This is a genomic window from Streptomyces sp. NPDC007971, assembly GCF_042958635.1.
GTDB lineage: Bacteria > Actinomycetota > Actinomycetes > Streptomycetales > Streptomycetaceae > Streptomyces.
Genome location: NZ_JBIBJK010000014.1, coordinates 36,292 through 51,181, shown reverse-complemented (window position 1 = coordinate 51,181; position 14,890 = coordinate 36,292). Strand labels below are relative to the sequence as shown.

Annotated in this window: 12 protein-coding genes; 9 read left to right on the top strand and 3 right to left on the bottom strand. The window is 71.8% G+C overall.

Annotation, left to right across the window (positions count from 1 at the left end; translation table 11 throughout):
- Nucleotides 1-274 precede the first annotated feature (274 nt).
- The 4 genes from ACFZCP_RS28050 to ACFZCP_RS28035 all read left to right on the top strand — a co-directional run bounded on the left by ACFZCP_RS28050 (nucleotide 275) and on the right by ACFZCP_RS28035 (nucleotide 7,348).
- A complete protein-coding gene (locus ACFZCP_RS28050; protein WP_391431720.1) occupies nucleotides 275-4,060 on the top strand; it encodes a helix-turn-helix domain-containing protein in 3,786 nt (1,261 codons plus the stop codon).
- Between the two features lie 406 nt (nucleotides 4,061-4,466).
- Nucleotides 4,467-4,826, top strand: a complete 360-nt coding sequence (locus ACFZCP_RS28045) for a DUF6204 family protein (RefSeq protein ID WP_391431718.1) — start codon at nucleotides 4,467-4,469, stop codon at nucleotides 4,824-4,826.
- Between the two features lie 61 nt (nucleotides 4,827-4,887).
- Nucleotides 4,888-5,346, top strand: a complete 459-nt coding sequence (locus ACFZCP_RS28040; protein ID WP_391431714.1) for a MarR family transcriptional regulator — start codon at nucleotides 4,888-4,890, stop codon at nucleotides 5,344-5,346.
- Nucleotides 5,347-5,875: 529 nt separating this feature from the next.
- Nucleotides 5,876-7,348 (top strand): hypothetical protein, encoded by a 1,473-nt coding sequence (locus ACFZCP_RS28035; RefSeq protein ID WP_391431711.1) that lies wholly within the window; start codon nucleotides 5,876-5,878, stop codon nucleotides 7,346-7,348.
- A gap of 15 nt (nucleotides 7,349-7,363) precedes the next feature.
- Here the strand turns inward: ACFZCP_RS28035 and ACFZCP_RS28030 are convergent, their stop codons facing one another.
- On the bottom strand, nucleotides 7,364-7,771 hold the full coding sequence (locus ACFZCP_RS28030; protein ID WP_362687719.1) for a MazG nucleotide pyrophosphohydrolase domain-containing protein: 408 nt from the start codon (nucleotides 7,769-7,771) through the stop codon (nucleotides 7,364-7,366).
- 106 nt (nucleotides 7,772-7,877) lie between these two features.
- On the opposite strand from ACFZCP_RS28030, the gene ACFZCP_RS28025 reads away from it, so the two are divergent.
- Nucleotides 7,878-8,876: a TAXI family TRAP transporter solute-binding subunit gene (locus tag ACFZCP_RS28025; protein ID WP_391431707.1), complete on the top strand. Its 999-nt coding sequence runs from the start codon at nucleotides 7,878-7,880 to the stop codon at nucleotides 8,874-8,876.
- 118 nt (nucleotides 8,877-8,994) lie between these two features.
- On the opposite strand, the gene ACFZCP_RS28020 is transcribed toward ACFZCP_RS28025, so the two are convergent.
- Entirely contained in the window at nucleotides 8,995-10,425 is a 1,431-nt protein-coding gene (locus ACFZCP_RS28020; protein WP_391431704.1) for an ATP-binding protein, read from the bottom strand.
- Nucleotides 10,426-10,434: 9 nt separating this feature from the next.
- Nucleotides 10,435-11,121, bottom strand: a complete 687-nt coding sequence (locus tag ACFZCP_RS28015; protein ID WP_362687727.1) for a response regulator transcription factor — start codon at nucleotides 11,119-11,121, stop codon at nucleotides 10,435-10,437.
- A 294-nt stretch (nucleotides 11,122-11,415) separates the two neighbouring features.
- Between ACFZCP_RS28015 and ACFZCP_RS28010 the strand changes: the two genes are divergently transcribed.
- From ACFZCP_RS28010 to ACFZCP_RS27995, 4 genes are all read left to right on the top strand, one after another.
- Nucleotides 11,416-12,192, top strand: coding sequence for an amino acid ABC transporter ATP-binding protein (locus ACFZCP_RS28010; RefSeq protein ID WP_362687730.1), 777 nt, complete (start codon nucleotides 11,416-11,418; stop codon nucleotides 12,190-12,192).
- 89 nt (nucleotides 12,193-12,281) lie between these two features.
- The gene (locus tag ACFZCP_RS28005) at nucleotides 12,282-13,115 is read left to right on the top strand and encodes a transporter substrate-binding domain-containing protein (RefSeq protein WP_391431698.1); all 834 of its coding nucleotides are present in this window, start codon (nucleotides 12,282-12,284) and stop codon (nucleotides 13,113-13,115) included.
- Nucleotides 13,116-13,190: 75 nt separating this feature from the next.
- On the top strand, nucleotides 13,191-13,856 hold the full coding sequence (locus ACFZCP_RS28000; protein WP_391431695.1) for an ABC transporter permease subunit: 666 nt from the start codon (nucleotides 13,191-13,193) through the stop codon (nucleotides 13,854-13,856).
- Complete coding sequence (locus ACFZCP_RS27995; protein WP_362687738.1) at nucleotides 13,853-14,761, top strand: amino acid ABC transporter permease; 909 nt, start codon at nucleotides 13,853-13,855, stop codon at nucleotides 14,759-14,761. Before ACFZCP_RS28000 ends, ACFZCP_RS27995 begins: the two co-directional genes overlap by 4 nt.
- Nucleotides 14,762-14,890 lie beyond the last annotated feature (129 nt).

Genomic DNA, 14,890 nt, shown 5'->3' with positions numbered 1-14,890 from the left:
GACGTGCTCCGGCGACACCCCCGTCGCCGCCGGTCACCGGCCTCGCCACCACGGCGACGCCGTCGTGCGGCCCCGGTGCGCGGATCCGTCACCAGGCTCTGGGCGGGCTCGTTGTTGCGCACCCTCGAAACGGCCGGTGAAACAAACACCCGGCAACCGGCCCTGGACACCGGTCGGCTGGAACGCGCTGCTCAGGGATGCGCCCCGCACACGGCGGTGCAAGGGTTGTCCCTTCCTGCTCGTGTCCTGCTCGTGCCGACCGTGGGGGGATGGGATGGGGCGTCATGAGGGCCCGCTGGATCCGGCCGCAGGGCCGATCCAGCGCTTCGCGTTCGAGTTACGCAAGCTGCGCCAGGACGCGGGAGGTCTGACCTACCGGGCCATGGCGCAGCGCACGGACTACTCGGTCACCACGTTGTCGAGGGCGGCCGCGGGCGAGCAACTGCCGTCCCTGGGGGTGGTGCTGGCCTTTGTGCGGGCATGCGGTGCGGACGCCGGGGAGTGGGAGCAGCGCTGGCACGCGGCGGCACAGGACGTGGCCGCCGCGGAGACGGACACCGACGACACGGACGCCCCCTACCGGGGCCTGGCCCGCTTCGAACCAGGCGACCAGGATCTGTTCTTCGGCCGCGACCAGCTCGTGGCTCAGCTGGCCGAGCGCGTGCGCACCCACCGTGTGGTCGCCCTGGTGGGCGCGTCCGGAAGCGGCAAGTCCTCCCTGCTGCGCGCGGGGCTGATCCCCGCCCTGCGGGCCGAGGAGGCGCCGGGATGCCGGCCGGCGGCCGTCCGGATCCTCACCCCGGGGCCACGCCCGTCGTCCACGCACGCCGATGCGCTCACGGCGAGCCGGGAACCCGGTGACACGGTCGTCATGGTCGACCAGTTCGAGGAACTCTTCACCCTGTGCACGGATGCCGCCGAGCGTACGGCCTTCCTCGCTCTGATGACGGCCGCGACCGAGCCGGAGAACCGGCTGCGGGTGCTGATCGCGGTGCGGGCGGACTTCTTCGGCCGCTGCGCCGAGCACCGCCCGCTCGCCGCGGCGATCAGGGACGCCACCCTCCTCCTCGGCCCCATGGGGCCGGCCGAACTGCGCGCGGCGATCGTCCGGCCCGCCGCGGCCGCCGGGCTGATCGTCGAGCGCACGCTGACCGCGGAGATCATCGAGGACGTCGCGGAGGAACCCGGCGGGCTGCCGTTGATGTCCCATGCTCTGCTGGAGACCTGGCGCCGCCGCAAGGGCCGTACCCTCTCCCTGGCCGCCTACCGGGCGGCCGGCGGTGTCCACGGCGCCCTCACCCGCACCGCCGAGGAGCTGTACGGCCGGCTCTCCCCGGAGCAGGCCGAGACCGCCCGGCGCATCCTGCTGCGGCTGATCACTCCCGGCGAGGGGGCCCAGGACACCAGTCGCCCCGCCGACCACGCCGAACTGCAGGCGCAGAGCAGCACCGCTTCTCCCGCCGACACCGCCCCGGTGCTGGAACGGCTGGCCCGCGCACGGCTGATCACGCTCGACGGCGACACGGTGCACCTGGCCCACGAGGCGCTGATCACCGCCTGGCCCAGGCTGCAGTCCTGGATCGACGACGCCCGCGACCGGCTGCGGGTCCACCGCCAGATCACCGAGGCGGCCCGTGCCTGGAAGGGGCTCGCCCAGGACCCCGGGGCCCTGTACCGCGGCACCCGCCTCGCCACGGCCGAGGAGTGCTTCGCCGGGCACCGCGCGGAACTCAGCCCGGTCGAGTGTGCCTTCCTCGACGCCAGCAGCGCCGCCCGCGCGCAGGAGCGGCGGGTGGCGGCGCGCACCGCCCGGCGTTTCCGGGTCCTGCTGTCCGCGGTCTCCGCTCTGTTGCTGCTCGCTTCGACGGCCGCCGTCGTCGCTTTCCAGCAGCGCTCGCTGGCCCGCGCGAGCCGGGACAGGGCGGTGGCGGAGCAGGTGGTGGCCGAGGCGGGCCAGCTGGCGGCGACGGATCCGTCGCTGGCCGCGCGGATGTACGTGGCGGCGCACCGGCTGCGGCCGGGCCGGGAGGCCGAGGCGGGCCTGCTGGACACCCAGAACCTCCCGCTGTCCTCGGTGCTGCCCGGGCACTCCCAGGCGGTGTACGCGGTGGCGTTCTCACCGGACGGCCGTCTCCTCGCCACCGGGGCCGGTGACGACACCATCCGGCTGTGGAGCCTGGCCGATCCCGCCCGTCCCGTCCCGCTGGGCAAGCCGCTGACCGGGCACACAAGCTGGGTGTACTGGCTGCAGTTCTCACCGGACGGCCACACCCTGGCCAGCGCGGGCCGGGACCGTACGGCACGGCTGTGGAACGTCCGGGACCCGCTGCACCCACGGGCCCTGGGCAGGCCGCTGACCGGGCACCGCGACTTCGTCTTCTCCGTCTCCTTCAGCCGTGACGGGCGCACGCTGGCCACCGCGAGCCACGACCGCACCGTGCGGCTGTGGGACGTCGCCGACCCGGCCCACGCCAGGGCGCTGGGCCGGCCGCTGACCGGCGCCACCGACTCCGTCGCCTCGGCCGCTTTCAGCCCGGACGGCCGTACGGTGGCCGCGCCCGGCCACGACCACCTCATCCGGCTGTGGAACGTCACCCGGCGCACGCGTCCCCGGCCGTGGCGGTCGCCGCTGAGCGGCCCGGACGTCGTCTACGCGGTCGCGTTCCGCCGGGACAGCCGGGTGATGGCCAGCGTGGGCAACGACCACAAGGTACGGCTGTGGGACGTCGCCGACCCGGCCCACGCGAAGGCGCTGGGCGCGCCGCTGACCGGGCACACCGACACCCTGCTCGCCGTGGCGTTCTCCCCGGACGGCCGCACCCTGGCGACCGGCGGCGCCGACCACAGCATCCGGCTGTGGGACGTCACCGACCCGCTGCATCCGGCCGCCCTCGGACAGCCGCTGACCGGCCACACAGGATTCGTCAACTGGGTGGCGTTCAGCCCCGACGGCCGGTCACTGGCCAGCGCGAGCGACGACCACACCGTACGGCTGTGGCACCTCCCGAACCCCTCACTGGGCGGCCGCATCGGTGCCGTCGCCAGCGTCGCGTTCGGCCCGGACGGCCGCCGCATGGCCAGCGCGGACAAGGGGCGGGTACGGCTGTGGGACGTCCGGGACCCGGCGCGGGGCAGGGAGCTGAGCGAGCTGCCGGCCGAACGCCACGCCAACCGGGTGCTGTTCCACCCGAAGGGCCGCCTGCTGGCCTGTGCCGACGGTGACGGCACCGTACGGCTGTGGGATGTCTCCGCACCGGGCCGGCCCCGGCAGGCCGGCCTGGTCCGCACCGGCGACGCGGACCCTGCCGCCGGCGTGCTCGCCTTCACTCCCGACGGGCGGGTCCTGGTCACCGGCGGCCCGAAGTACAGCCTGCGGCTGTGGAGCGTCACCGACCCCGCACGTCCCGCCGCCCTCGGCAGCCCGCTGCCCGGTCACATCAGCCACGTCAACTGGGCGGGGGTCGGCCCCGACGGCCACACCCTGGCCAGCACCAGCGAGGACGACAGGGTCCGGCTGTGGGACATCAGGGTTCCGGCACGTCCCCGGGCCCTGCCGGACATCCGCACGGGCGACACCGGCGGCACCCGGTGGGGCGCGTTCAGTCCCGACGGGCGGCTGCTGGCCACCGCCGGCGCCGGCCACGACGTGCGCCTGTGGAACGTCTCGGCTCCCGCGCGCGCCACCGCACTCGGCACAGCACTGACCGGCCACACCAGCGCGGTGTCCTGGGTGGGGTTCCGGCCGGGCGGCCGCACGCTCGCCACGGCCGGCGAGGACCGGACCGTCCTGCTGTGGGACCTCACCGACCCGGCCCGCCCGGCCCCGTGGGGCAGGGGGCTCACCGCCGGGCACACCGACGCGATCGAGACGGCCGCCTACAGCCCGGACGGCCGGCTGCTCGTCACCGCAGGACCGGACGGCACGATCCAGCTCACTCCGCTCGGGCTCGGCCGGGCGGTCCGGCGGATCTGCGCCACCACCACGGGCCTGCTCACTGCGGCGCAATGGACGAGCTACATACCGGAACTTCCGTACGCCACGCCGTGCCAGGGCGGGTGAGGCGTTCCCCGCGCTGCCGCCGTCCCCCCGCGCGCTCCGTGAGCAACTCCGCGAGGGGGTCGGCGTAGTCGAGGAGCCTGGCCACTGCGGTCCGCGGCGGGCCCGGCGGAATCGGCGGCGACAGCGACAGCGACGGCGGCGACCAGTTCGTCGCCGTCCGCCCCTTCGGCCAGGGTCGACGCGCCGGCCCTTTCCAGCAGCATCGCGAATCGGTCGTCGTCGCGCTCGTGCAGCAGCACGGGCCCGCGCCCTGCCCACACGGCGAGCGCGTCCGGTTCGTGGACATCGCCGGGGTGCGGGAACCGTTCCGGCCGGCCGATCGCCTCGCGGAGGCCCGCTGATCAGCAGCACAGGCGGCCCGCAAACCCGCTGGAGTCGGGCCTGCGGTCCCGCTTAAGGTCGCGGAATGAGTATCCGGACCTTTCGTATCACCGTCCGCGGCGTCTTCGACGGGCTCAGCGCCGCCCAGCGGGCCGACCTGCTGGCCGACGCCGCCGAGCACGACGTGCTCCGCTCCGCCTACACGCCCGAGGGGCACCTCAGTTACGACATCGCCGCCCGGAGCGCCTTCGTCTTCCGGTTCTCGGACACCGGGGAGGAAGAGGAGGACATCCTGGAGGCCACCGAGCGGGCCGAAGAGGCGGCGAAGGCGTGGCTGACCGAACGCGGTTACGGCTTCAAGAACCTCCGCTCCGGCGCGGAGGACCTCTCCCAGGCGCCGCTGGGGAAGCGGCAGCGCCGCGCCGTGCGTGCGAGCGGCTCATAAACTTGACTACTCAAGGAGATGGCAATGAACAGATGCGACGAGCGCGGAGGGGGAAACGGACGTGAGTGACGCCCTTGACGCCGCGCTGCGGCTCGTGCGGGCACAGGCGGCTCTCGTACGGCGCTTCGACGCCCGGCTGGGCGGCCTGCACGGCGTGAGCCTGGCCGACTTCACGATGCTGCTGCGCCTGGGGCAGGCGCCGGGCGGCCGGATGCGACGGGTCGACCTGGCCGAGGCCCTGGGGCTGACGGCGTCCGGGGTGACCCGTGGGCTCGCACCCCTGGAGCGGATCGGGCTGGTGACCCGCGAGCCGGACGCCCGTGACGCGCGGGTGGCCTACGCGTCGCTGACCGGGACCGGCAAGCTGCGACTGAAGGAGATGCTGGCCACGGCGCAGGAGACCGCCGCCGAGATCTTCGCGGGTCCCGCATGGGGCGAGGAGGACCTCGGCCGACTGTCCGCCCTGCTGACCCGGCTCGGCGGAACCGGACTTCCGGGCCACGGGGGTACGACCCGCTGACCCTCACAAGGGCGGGCCGCGGCACCGGACTTCCCCTTCCGGGCCACGGAGGCGCGCCACGCCGACCCGTCACGGGTACGGGCCGCGGCAGCGGCTCCCGGCCGCCTCTTCGGGGGTGCACGCCCCGGCCAGCCGCGGCCCGCCTCTTCCTCCTTCACCCGCCCGCTCGAACCTCCTCGGTCCACCCCCTTGGGCCCCCTTCGCCCCCCGCTTGAGCCTCCTCGGTCCGCCCCCCCTCGAACCTCCTTCACCCATCCGCTCGAACCTCCTCGGCTCGCCCGCCTCTTCCTCCTTCACCCGCCCGCTCGAACCCCCTCGGTCCGCCCGCCCGGGATCCAGCCACCGCACGGCCTGAACTCACCGTGGTTCAGGTCACGTTGCAGTGTGGCCGAATTGTGAGAGTTCAGTGCGCGCAGCCATGGCATGCTCATGGCTCGCCACCGAGTTACCCGCCGGTTCTACCCATAGGTAGAACCGGCTGCTGTCGGTGCATCTTCGTCTCCACCCCCCACCTCTCACAGGACCGACCTTGCGCAGACGCACGAGGCACAGGCGGGCCCTCCTGCCCGCCTTCGCCGTGACCGCCCTCCTTCTCTCCGCCGGCTGCTCCTCTTCAGCGCCCCACGCCGAACAGCCGGCATCGGGGCACGGCCAGGACGTACGGGCCGCCGATGGCCCCGCGGACCACCAGCTCACCGTCGCGGCCGCCCCGACGCCCGCCGCCACCGCGACGGCCACGGCCGGCCCGGCCGGTTCGAGCCGGCGGGCCCACAAGACCAAGCTGAGCATCAGCTCCTACGACAGCCGGACCCGGCGGGCCGTCCTCTCCAAGGGACAGTCGGCGAGCGGGACTTCACAGAGCCCCTCGGCCTCCGCCGCCCCGTCCGTCGGCCCCTCCGCCACTCCCTCCGCCGGCTCCTCCCCCACCGCCTCGGCCGCGCCGCACGAGGCCGCCGTGGGCGACGTCATCGCCAGCGCCCCGGCGCCCGGGGCGCCGCACGGGCTGCTCGCCAAGGTCACCAAGGTGATCGGCGAGACCGACCGCGGCACGGAGGTGCAGACCGAGCCCGCGGCGCTGAACGCGCTGCTGGGCGACGACACGGCGAAGGGCACCGTGCCGGTCGACCCGTCCTCCTTCACCGTCGACAAGCTGCTGCCCGACGTGAAGGTCTCCTGGTCCAAGGCCGGTGACGTGCATCTCGGCCCCAAGGGCGCGACCGTGCCGCTCGGCAGTCTGCGGCTGGACGTCGGCACCTCGGTGGCGACGCCCAAGGACGCCCCGGTGTCGGCCGCCGCCTCGCTGTCCGGGTTCGTCCAGGTGGCTCCCCAGGTCGACTTCACCTACGGCGGCAGCGGGACCGACGCGTCGCCGGGCTCGGCGTACCTCGGCGTCTCCGGCGACTGGACCTCCGGGTGGGCCTTCAAGGGCCGGGCCGCCGCGACCACCGCCACCCCGCTGCGGATCCCCTTCGCCAAGCTGCATGCCGACCCCGTCCTGCAGGTCGGCCCCGTCCCCGTGGTCGTCAACCTCGACCTGACCTGCTACCTCCAGATCAGCGCCGACGGCCATGTCACCGTCGACGTCCAGCAGAGCCTCAGGGGCGACTTCAAGGCGGGCGGCACCTTCGCGCCCACCAAGGGCTGGACACCGGTGAGCTCGGCGGACATGAAGAGCACGCCGGTACACGCCTCGCTGGCCACCGCGGGAAGCGTGAAGACGGCCCTCGGCGCCGAGGCGTCCGTCGGTCTCTACGGCACCGTCGGCGTCACCGCCGACCTGGCTCCGTACCTGCGCGGCGAGGCCTCCGGCACCGTCACCGCCGACTCGGGCACCGGCGGCGTGCAGGCCAAGGGCGACTGGGCGGCGTACGGCGGTGTCGACCTGTCGGGCACGCTGCGGCTCCAGTTGTCCATCTTCGGCACACCGGTGCTGCAGCGGAGCATTCCGCTGGGCTCGCTGCACCGCGAGTGGAAGCTGGCGGGCGGCTCCCTGTCGTCGTAGCCGCCGTCGCGGACGTCAGGCTGCGCCGCCCGGTCTCCACCCCTGGCGGCGCAGCACGGCCGACACGTCCGGCGCCCGGTAGTGCTCGCCCTTGAGGACCTTGCCGTCGGCACGGCGGGCGACCTCCCCGTCGGGGCCCAGCTTGCTCATGTTGGCGCGGTGGATCTCGGTGATCACCGCGTCGAGGTCGATGCCGTGGACCAGGGCCGTGCCGTACGCCACGTACACCACGTCCGCCAGCTCGTGCGCGAGCCGGTCCAGCGGGCCCTCCACCGACACCTCGGCGACCTCCGTGGCCTCCTCGGCGAGCAACTCCCCGCGGTGCGCGGCCAGTTCGGGACTCACCTCGGTCGGCGTGCTGCGTGCGTCGAGACCGAAGGCGAGATGGAACTCGTGGACGAGGCGGGCGGGCGAATGGCTCATGCGGCGACTCTATCGGCCGCCACTGACACCGCCCGCGCGCCGGTGCAGGGCCCGGAGTGACCCCTGCCCTGGTCACCTCCGTCCGCGGCCTGGCAGGATCGCCCGCATGTCCAAGGTGTTCCCCCGTTTCAGCAGGCGCCGGGCGGTCCAGGGTGCGGCCGCCGGCGTCGTGGCCGTCGGGCTGCTGCTGTGGTGGCTGCTTCCCCTGGGCGAGAAACCGCCGACCGGCACGATCGTCTTCAGCACCGGCACGCCGCGCGGCGTCTACCAGGAGTACGGGGAGCGGCTGCGCACCGAGCTGGGCAGGGACATGCCCGGTCTGACGGTGAAGCTGCTGAACAGCGCCGGCTCGCAGGAGAACGTGCAGCGGGTGGCGGACGGGAAGGCCGACTTCACGATCGCGGCGGCCGACGCGGTGGAGACGTACGAGGCGCAGGACCGCAGCGGCGCCGGCCGGCTGCGCGGTGTGGCCCGGCTCTACGACGACTACCTGCAGCTGATCGTGCCGCGCGACTCGGCGATCACGAGCGTCGCCGGCCTTCGGCACAAACGGGTGGCCATCGGCCTGGCCGACTCCGGGGTGCGACTGATCGCGAACCGGGTCCTGCGGGCCGCGCACATCGACCCGCGCAAGGACATCACCCCGTCCTCCGACGGCATAGACACAGGACCGGCCCGCCTCGCGCAGGGCAGGATCGACGCCTTCTTCTGGTCGGGCGGACTGCCCACCAAGGGGCTGGTCGAGCTGGCACAGCGGACGGGCTTCAAGTTCGTGCCGATCGGCGGCGACATCGTCACCCGACTGCACGCCGAGGGAGGGGCGGCCCGCTACTACCGGGCCACCAGCATTCCCGAGTCGGCGTACCCGTCCGTGCAGCACGGCTCCACGGTGCCGACGATCGCGGTGTCCAACGTGCTGATGACCCGCACGGACATGGATCCCCGGCTGACCGAGTGGCTGACCCGCACGGTGATCAAGAGCCGTGACGACATCGGCGCCCACGTCCACTCCGCGCAACTGGTCGACCTGCGCACCGCGGTCTACACCGACCCGCTGCCCCTGCAGGAGGGCGCCCGGCGCTACTACCGGTCCGTGAAGCCCTAGCCGAGCCCCCCGTCGGTGAAGCCCCGGCCGAGCCCCCTCGGCGAAGCACTGGCCGAGCTGCCCTCGACGAAGCCGGGCCGAGCCCCGTCGGTGAGGCCCTAGCCGAGCCCCCGAGGGGTCAGCGAGCCTCCCGAGGCAGTTCCCCGCCCGGCTCCGCGTGTCTCGGCACCGTCACCGTCACCCGCAGCCCCCGCGGCTCGTGGTGCCCATAGGTGATCGAGCCGCCGCCCGCGCCGAGCAGGGCGCGGCTGATGGACAGGCCGAGGCCCGAGCCCTTCACGTTCTGGTGGCGGCCGCTGCGCCAGAAGCGGTCGCCCACGCGCGCGATCTCCTCGTCGGTGAGGCCGGGGCCGGTGTCGGTGACCACGACCGTCGAGGTGTCGCCGTCGGAGGTGACGGTCACCTCGACCGTGCCGTCCTCGGGGGTGAACTTCACGGCGTTGTCGATCACCGCGTCCAGCGCGCTGGACAGGGCGATCGGATCGGCCCAGCCGGTGACGGGCGGGCAGTCGCCGGCCAGCCGGACGCCCTTGGCCGCGGCGGCCGGTGACCAGGCGGCCACCCGCTCCTCGGCCAGCGCGCCGACATCGGTCAGCGCGAGGTCGGCGTCGGCGTGCTCGGCCAGCGCCAGGTCGAGCAGGTCGTCCAGGACCTGCGCGAGGCGCTTGCCCTCGGTGCGGACCGAGGCGATCTCCTCGTTGCCCTCGGGGAGTTCGAGGGCGAGCAGCTCGATGCGCAGCAGCAGCGCCGAGAGCGGATTGCGCAGCTGGTGCGAGGCGTCCGCGACGAAGGCACGCTGCTGCTCCAGCACGTCCTCGACGTTGTCGGCCATCTCGTTGAACGAGCGGACCAGCCTTCGCAGTTCCGGCGGCCCGCCGCCGACGGCGACCCGGGACTTCAGGCGACCGGTGGCGATGTCGTGGGTGGTGGCGTCCAGGATCCGTACCGGTCTGAGCACCCAGCCGGTCAGCCGCAGTGCGGCACCGACGGCGAGCAGCATGGCGGCGATCTCGCCGGCCGCGATGAACAGCCAGCCGCGCAGGATCCGCGAACGCATGGGCCCGGTGGGCGAGTCGGTGACCACCACCGCCACGACGTCCCCGTCCCGGATCACCGGGGAGGCGACGATCAGCCGGCTGCGCTGCCAGGGCCACACCTGCCGGGGATCGTGGCTGCGGCGGCTCAGCAGCGCTTCGTCGAACGCCTCCCGGACCTCCCCGGTCTGCGGTACGAACCAGTCGCCGGGGGCGTTGCCCATGGCCGAGCCGTTGCGGTAGAAGACGCCCGCGCGAATGCCGTAGACGCCGTAGTAGCTCTGCAGTTCGCGGCTGAGCGTCTCCTGGCGCTCGTCCGGAGCGGTGCGGCGCGAGCCGCTGGGCCCGTCGGTGACGAACTGGGCGAGCGCGGCGAAGCGCGCGGTGTCGTCGATCCGGTCGACGACGACCGTCTGCTGCTGGGCGGCGGCCACGCTGATGGCGAGCGGGACACCGAGGGCGAGGAGCACGGCCGCCATCAGGACGATGAGCAGCGGCAGGAGGCGTGTGCGCACCCGTCCCCGCTAGGCGGCCGGGGCGACGAGGCGGTAGCCGACGCCGCGTACGGTCTCGATCAGCGCGGGCATGCGCAGCTTGGCGCGCAGGGAGGCGACATGGACCTCCAGGGTGCGTCCCGTGCCCTCCCAACTGGTGCGCCACACCTCGCTGATGATCTGTTCGCGCCGGAAGACCACCCCGGGGCGCTGGGCGAGCAGCGCGAGCAGATCGAACTCCTTGCGGGTGAGCTGGACGACCGAGCCGTCGACGCTGACCTGCCGGGTGGGCAGTTCGATGCGGACCGCTCCGAGGTGCAGGGCGCTCCCGCCGTCGGCAGCGGGGTCCTCGTGGGCGGTGCGCCGGCTGACGGCGTGGATCCGGGCGAGCAGTTCCCCGGTGTCGTAGGGCTTCACCACGTAGTCGTCGGCGCCCAGGTTGAGGCCGTGGATGCGGGAGCGGACGTCGGAGCGTGCGGTGACCATGATCACCGGGGTGCTGGTGCGCTTGCGGATCTTGCCGCAGACCTCGTAGCCGTCCTGGTCGGGCAGGCCCAGATCGAGCAGGACCACGCCGAATCCGGCGCCTTCCGGGACGAGTGCCTGGAGGGCCTCCTCGCCGCTGCGTGCGTGGGTGACGTCGAATCCGTGCCGCGCGAGGACCGCGGACAGAGCGGCGGCGACATGGTTGTCGTCCTCGACGAGCAGCAGCCTCATCCCGGCCCCCTCCGGTTCAGTGGTCGTACGGTCATGGTTCTCGTACGTTCGGTAATCGCGTGCACGCGCGCGTGCACCATGGCAGTGACGCTGATGGACAAGGACGGCGTCAAGAGCGTTCCGGTTGCCCGTCGCTTCCGTTATCCGGCCGATATGCGCACACGTCGCAAGTGCTACGACACGTGTCCGATTGCTATCGGATCGTGATGCTCAGATCTCCCTCAGATGTGATGACGCAGGTCACAGCGCCTCATTACTGTCCACCGAAACCGAGGAGGACGGAGCCCGAGAGCGATGACCGAAGTATCGGTGGCCAAGGACGATGTGGCCGCGACCGACGAACTGGTCGTCCTGAAGAGTGTCAACAAGCACTTCGGCGCGTTGCACGTGCTCCAGGACATCGACCTGACGATCGCCCGCGGCGAGGTCGTCGTGGTCATCGGACCCTCGGGGTCCGGAAAGTCGACTTTGTGCCGCACCATCAACCGCCTGGAGACGACCGACTCGGGCACCATCACGATCGACGGCAAGCCGCTGCCTCACGAGGGCAGGGAACTGGCCCGGCTGCGGGCGGACGTCGGGATGGTCTTCCAGTCGTTCAACCTCTTCGCGCACAAGACCGTGCTCGAGAACGTGATGCTGGGCCAGATCAAGGTCCGCAGGACGGACCGGAAGCAGGCCGAGGAGAAGGCCCGCGCCCTGCTCGACCGGGTCGGTGTGGGCACCCAGGCCGACAAGTACCCCGCGCAGCTCTCCGGCGGCCAGCAGCAGCGTGTCGCCATCGCGCGGGCACTGGCGATGGGCCCGAAGGTGATGCTCTTCGACGAGCCGACCTCGGCCCTCGACCCCGAGATGATCAACGAGGTCCTCGAGGTCATGCAGCAGCTCGCCCGTGAGGGCATGACGATGATCGTCGTCACCCACGAGATGGGCTTCGCACGATCGGCTGCAAACCGGGTGGTCTTCATGGCGGACGGCCGGATCGTCGAACAGGCTGCGCCGGACCAGTTCTTCAGCAATCCGCGCAGCGACCGGGCCAAGGACTTCCTGTCGAAGATCCTGCACCACTGACGCCGCCGAGGCGCATCGGCCCGCCCGGCCCGCCTCGATCACCCGTCCCTCAGGGACCTCGACTCCTCACCACTCAAAGGATGTTCAGCATGAAGCTCCGCAAGGCCACCGCCGCCTCGGCCATCGCCCTCGCCCTCGCCGTGTCCGTCACCGCGTGCGGCGGCGGCAAGAAGAACGACGACTCCTCCGGTGGTGGCAAGAAGATCACGGTCGGCATCAAGTTCGACCAGCCGGGCATCGGCCAGAAGACCCCGCAGGGCTACTCGGGCTTCGACGTCGACGTGGCCACCTATGTCGCCAAGAAGCTCGGTTACAGCGCCGACCAGATCGAGTGGAAGGAGTCGAAGAGCGCCGACCGCGAGACCATGCTGCAGCGCGGTGACGTCGACTTCATCGTCGCCTCGTACTCGATCACCCCGGAGCGTCAGCAGAAGGTCGACTTCGCCGGCCCGTACCTGCTGGCCCACCAGGACGTGCTGATCCGTGCGGACGAGAACACCATCAAGTCGCCCTCGGACCTGAACAAGAAGAAGCTGTGCTCGGTGACCGGCTCCACGTCGGCGCAGAACGTCCACGACAAGCTGGCCCCCAAGGCGCAGCTCCGGCAGTACCCGACCTACTCGGCCTGTCTGACCGGTCTGCAGAGCAAGGCGATCGACGCCCTGACGACGGACGACTCGATCCTCGCCGGCTACGCCGCCCAGTCCCAGTTCAAGGGCAAGTTCAAGCTCGGCGGCCTCAAGATGACCAACGAGAACTACGGCATCGGCGTCAAGAAGGGCAGCGACCTCAAGGCCAAGATCAACAAGGCCCTTGAGGCGATGGTCTCCGACGGCTCCTGGAAGACGGCCGTGGAGAAGAACTTCGGCCCGGCCGACTACAAGAACGAGCCCGCTCCGAAGATCGGCGACATCAAGAGCTGAGGCAACGCTCCTCCGGTGCGCCGCTCCTGACGGCGGCGCACCGGGGCATCCCTACACGCGGAAGCACGGGAGATCGTGTTCGACTTTCTTGACAAGTACGACGTGCTGGGCGCCTTCTGGACGACGGTGCAGCTCACGCTGCTCTCCGCCGTGGGCTCCCTGGTCTGGGGCACCTTGCTGGCCGCCATGCGGGTGGGCCCGGTGCCGCTGATGCGCGGTTTCGCCACCGCCTACGTGAACATCGTGCGGAACATCCCGCTCACGGTGATCATCCTGTTCGCCGCGCTCGGACTGAGGGACACGCTGGGTGTCAACCTGGGGTCCGACGTGGTCGACACGAACAGCTTCCGGCTGGCCGTGCTCGGTCTGATCGTCTACACGTCGTCCTTCGTCTGCGAGGCGATCCGGGCAGGCATCAACACCGTGCCGGTGGGCCAGGCGGAGGCGGCCCGCGCCATCGGTCTGAGCTTCACGCAGGTGCTCGGGCTGATCGTGCTGCCGCAGGCCTTCCGCGCGGCGGTCCTCCCGCTGACCAACGTGCTGATCGCGTTGACGAAGAACACGACCGTGGCGGCCGCGATCGGCGTGGCGGAAGCGGCACTTCTGATGAAGCAGATGCTGGAGAACGAGGCGCAGCTGCTGGCGATCTCCGCGTTCATCGCCCTCGGGTTCTGCTGCCTGACCCTGCCGACCGGTCTGATCCTCGGCTGGGTGGGCAAGAAGGTGGCGGTGAAGCGATGAGTTCGGTCCTGTACGACGCCCAGGGCCCCCGCGGCAAGCGGCGCAACGTCCTGTACACGGCGGGCTTCCTCGTCGTCCTCGCGGCCGTCCTGTGGTGGGTGTACCGGTCCCTGGACGACAAGGGCCAGCTGGAATGGGTCCTGTGGAAGCCGTTCTTCACCGGCACCGAGGCCTACTCGACGTACATCTGGCCCGGCCTGCAGAACACCCTGAAGGCCGCGGCGCTGGCGATGGTCATCGCGCTGCCGCTCGGTGCCGTGCTCGGCATAGCCCGGCTCTCGGACCACGCGTGGATCCGTGTCCCGGTGGGCGTGGTCGTCGAGTTCTTCCGCGCGATCCCGGTGCTGGTCCTGATGATCTTCGGGAACGCGCTCTACGCCCAGTACACCGACATCAGTTCGGACGACCGTCCGCTCTACGCAGTCGTGACCGGTCTGGTGCTGTACAACGCGTCGGTGCTCGCGGAGATCGTCCGCGCGGGCATCCTCGCCCTGCCGAAGGGCCAGTCCGAGGCGGCCATGGCGATCGGACTGCGCAAGAGCCAGGTGATGCGGATCATCCTGCTGCCCCAGTCGGTCACCGCGATGCTCCCGGCGATCGTCAGCCAGCTGGTCGTGGTCGTGAAGGACACCGCGCTCGGCGGCGCGGTCCTCACCTTCCCCGAACTGCTCTCCTCGGCCAACACGATGGCCGGCTACTACGGCGCCAACATCATCGCCTCCCTCACCGTCGTGGCCGCGATCTACGTGGTCATCAACTTCTCGGTGACCTCGTTCGCGAGCTGGCTGGAGGGACGGCTGCGGCAGCGCAAGAAGTCGACCGGTGCGGTCCTCGGAGCCCAGGACGCGGCGGCCGTCGCGGGTACGGCGGCGACCGGCGCCGGAGGCGCCTCCAGCGCCATCTGACCTCAGCGGCGGCTTCGTCGGCGGTGGGCACGGTGGCGGCCGCGCCAGCTGACGACCGCTCAAACAGCTTGACCCATCGGGGGCAGTGGCATGATCGCCACTGCCCCCGGTCACTTGACGCAAACTCTG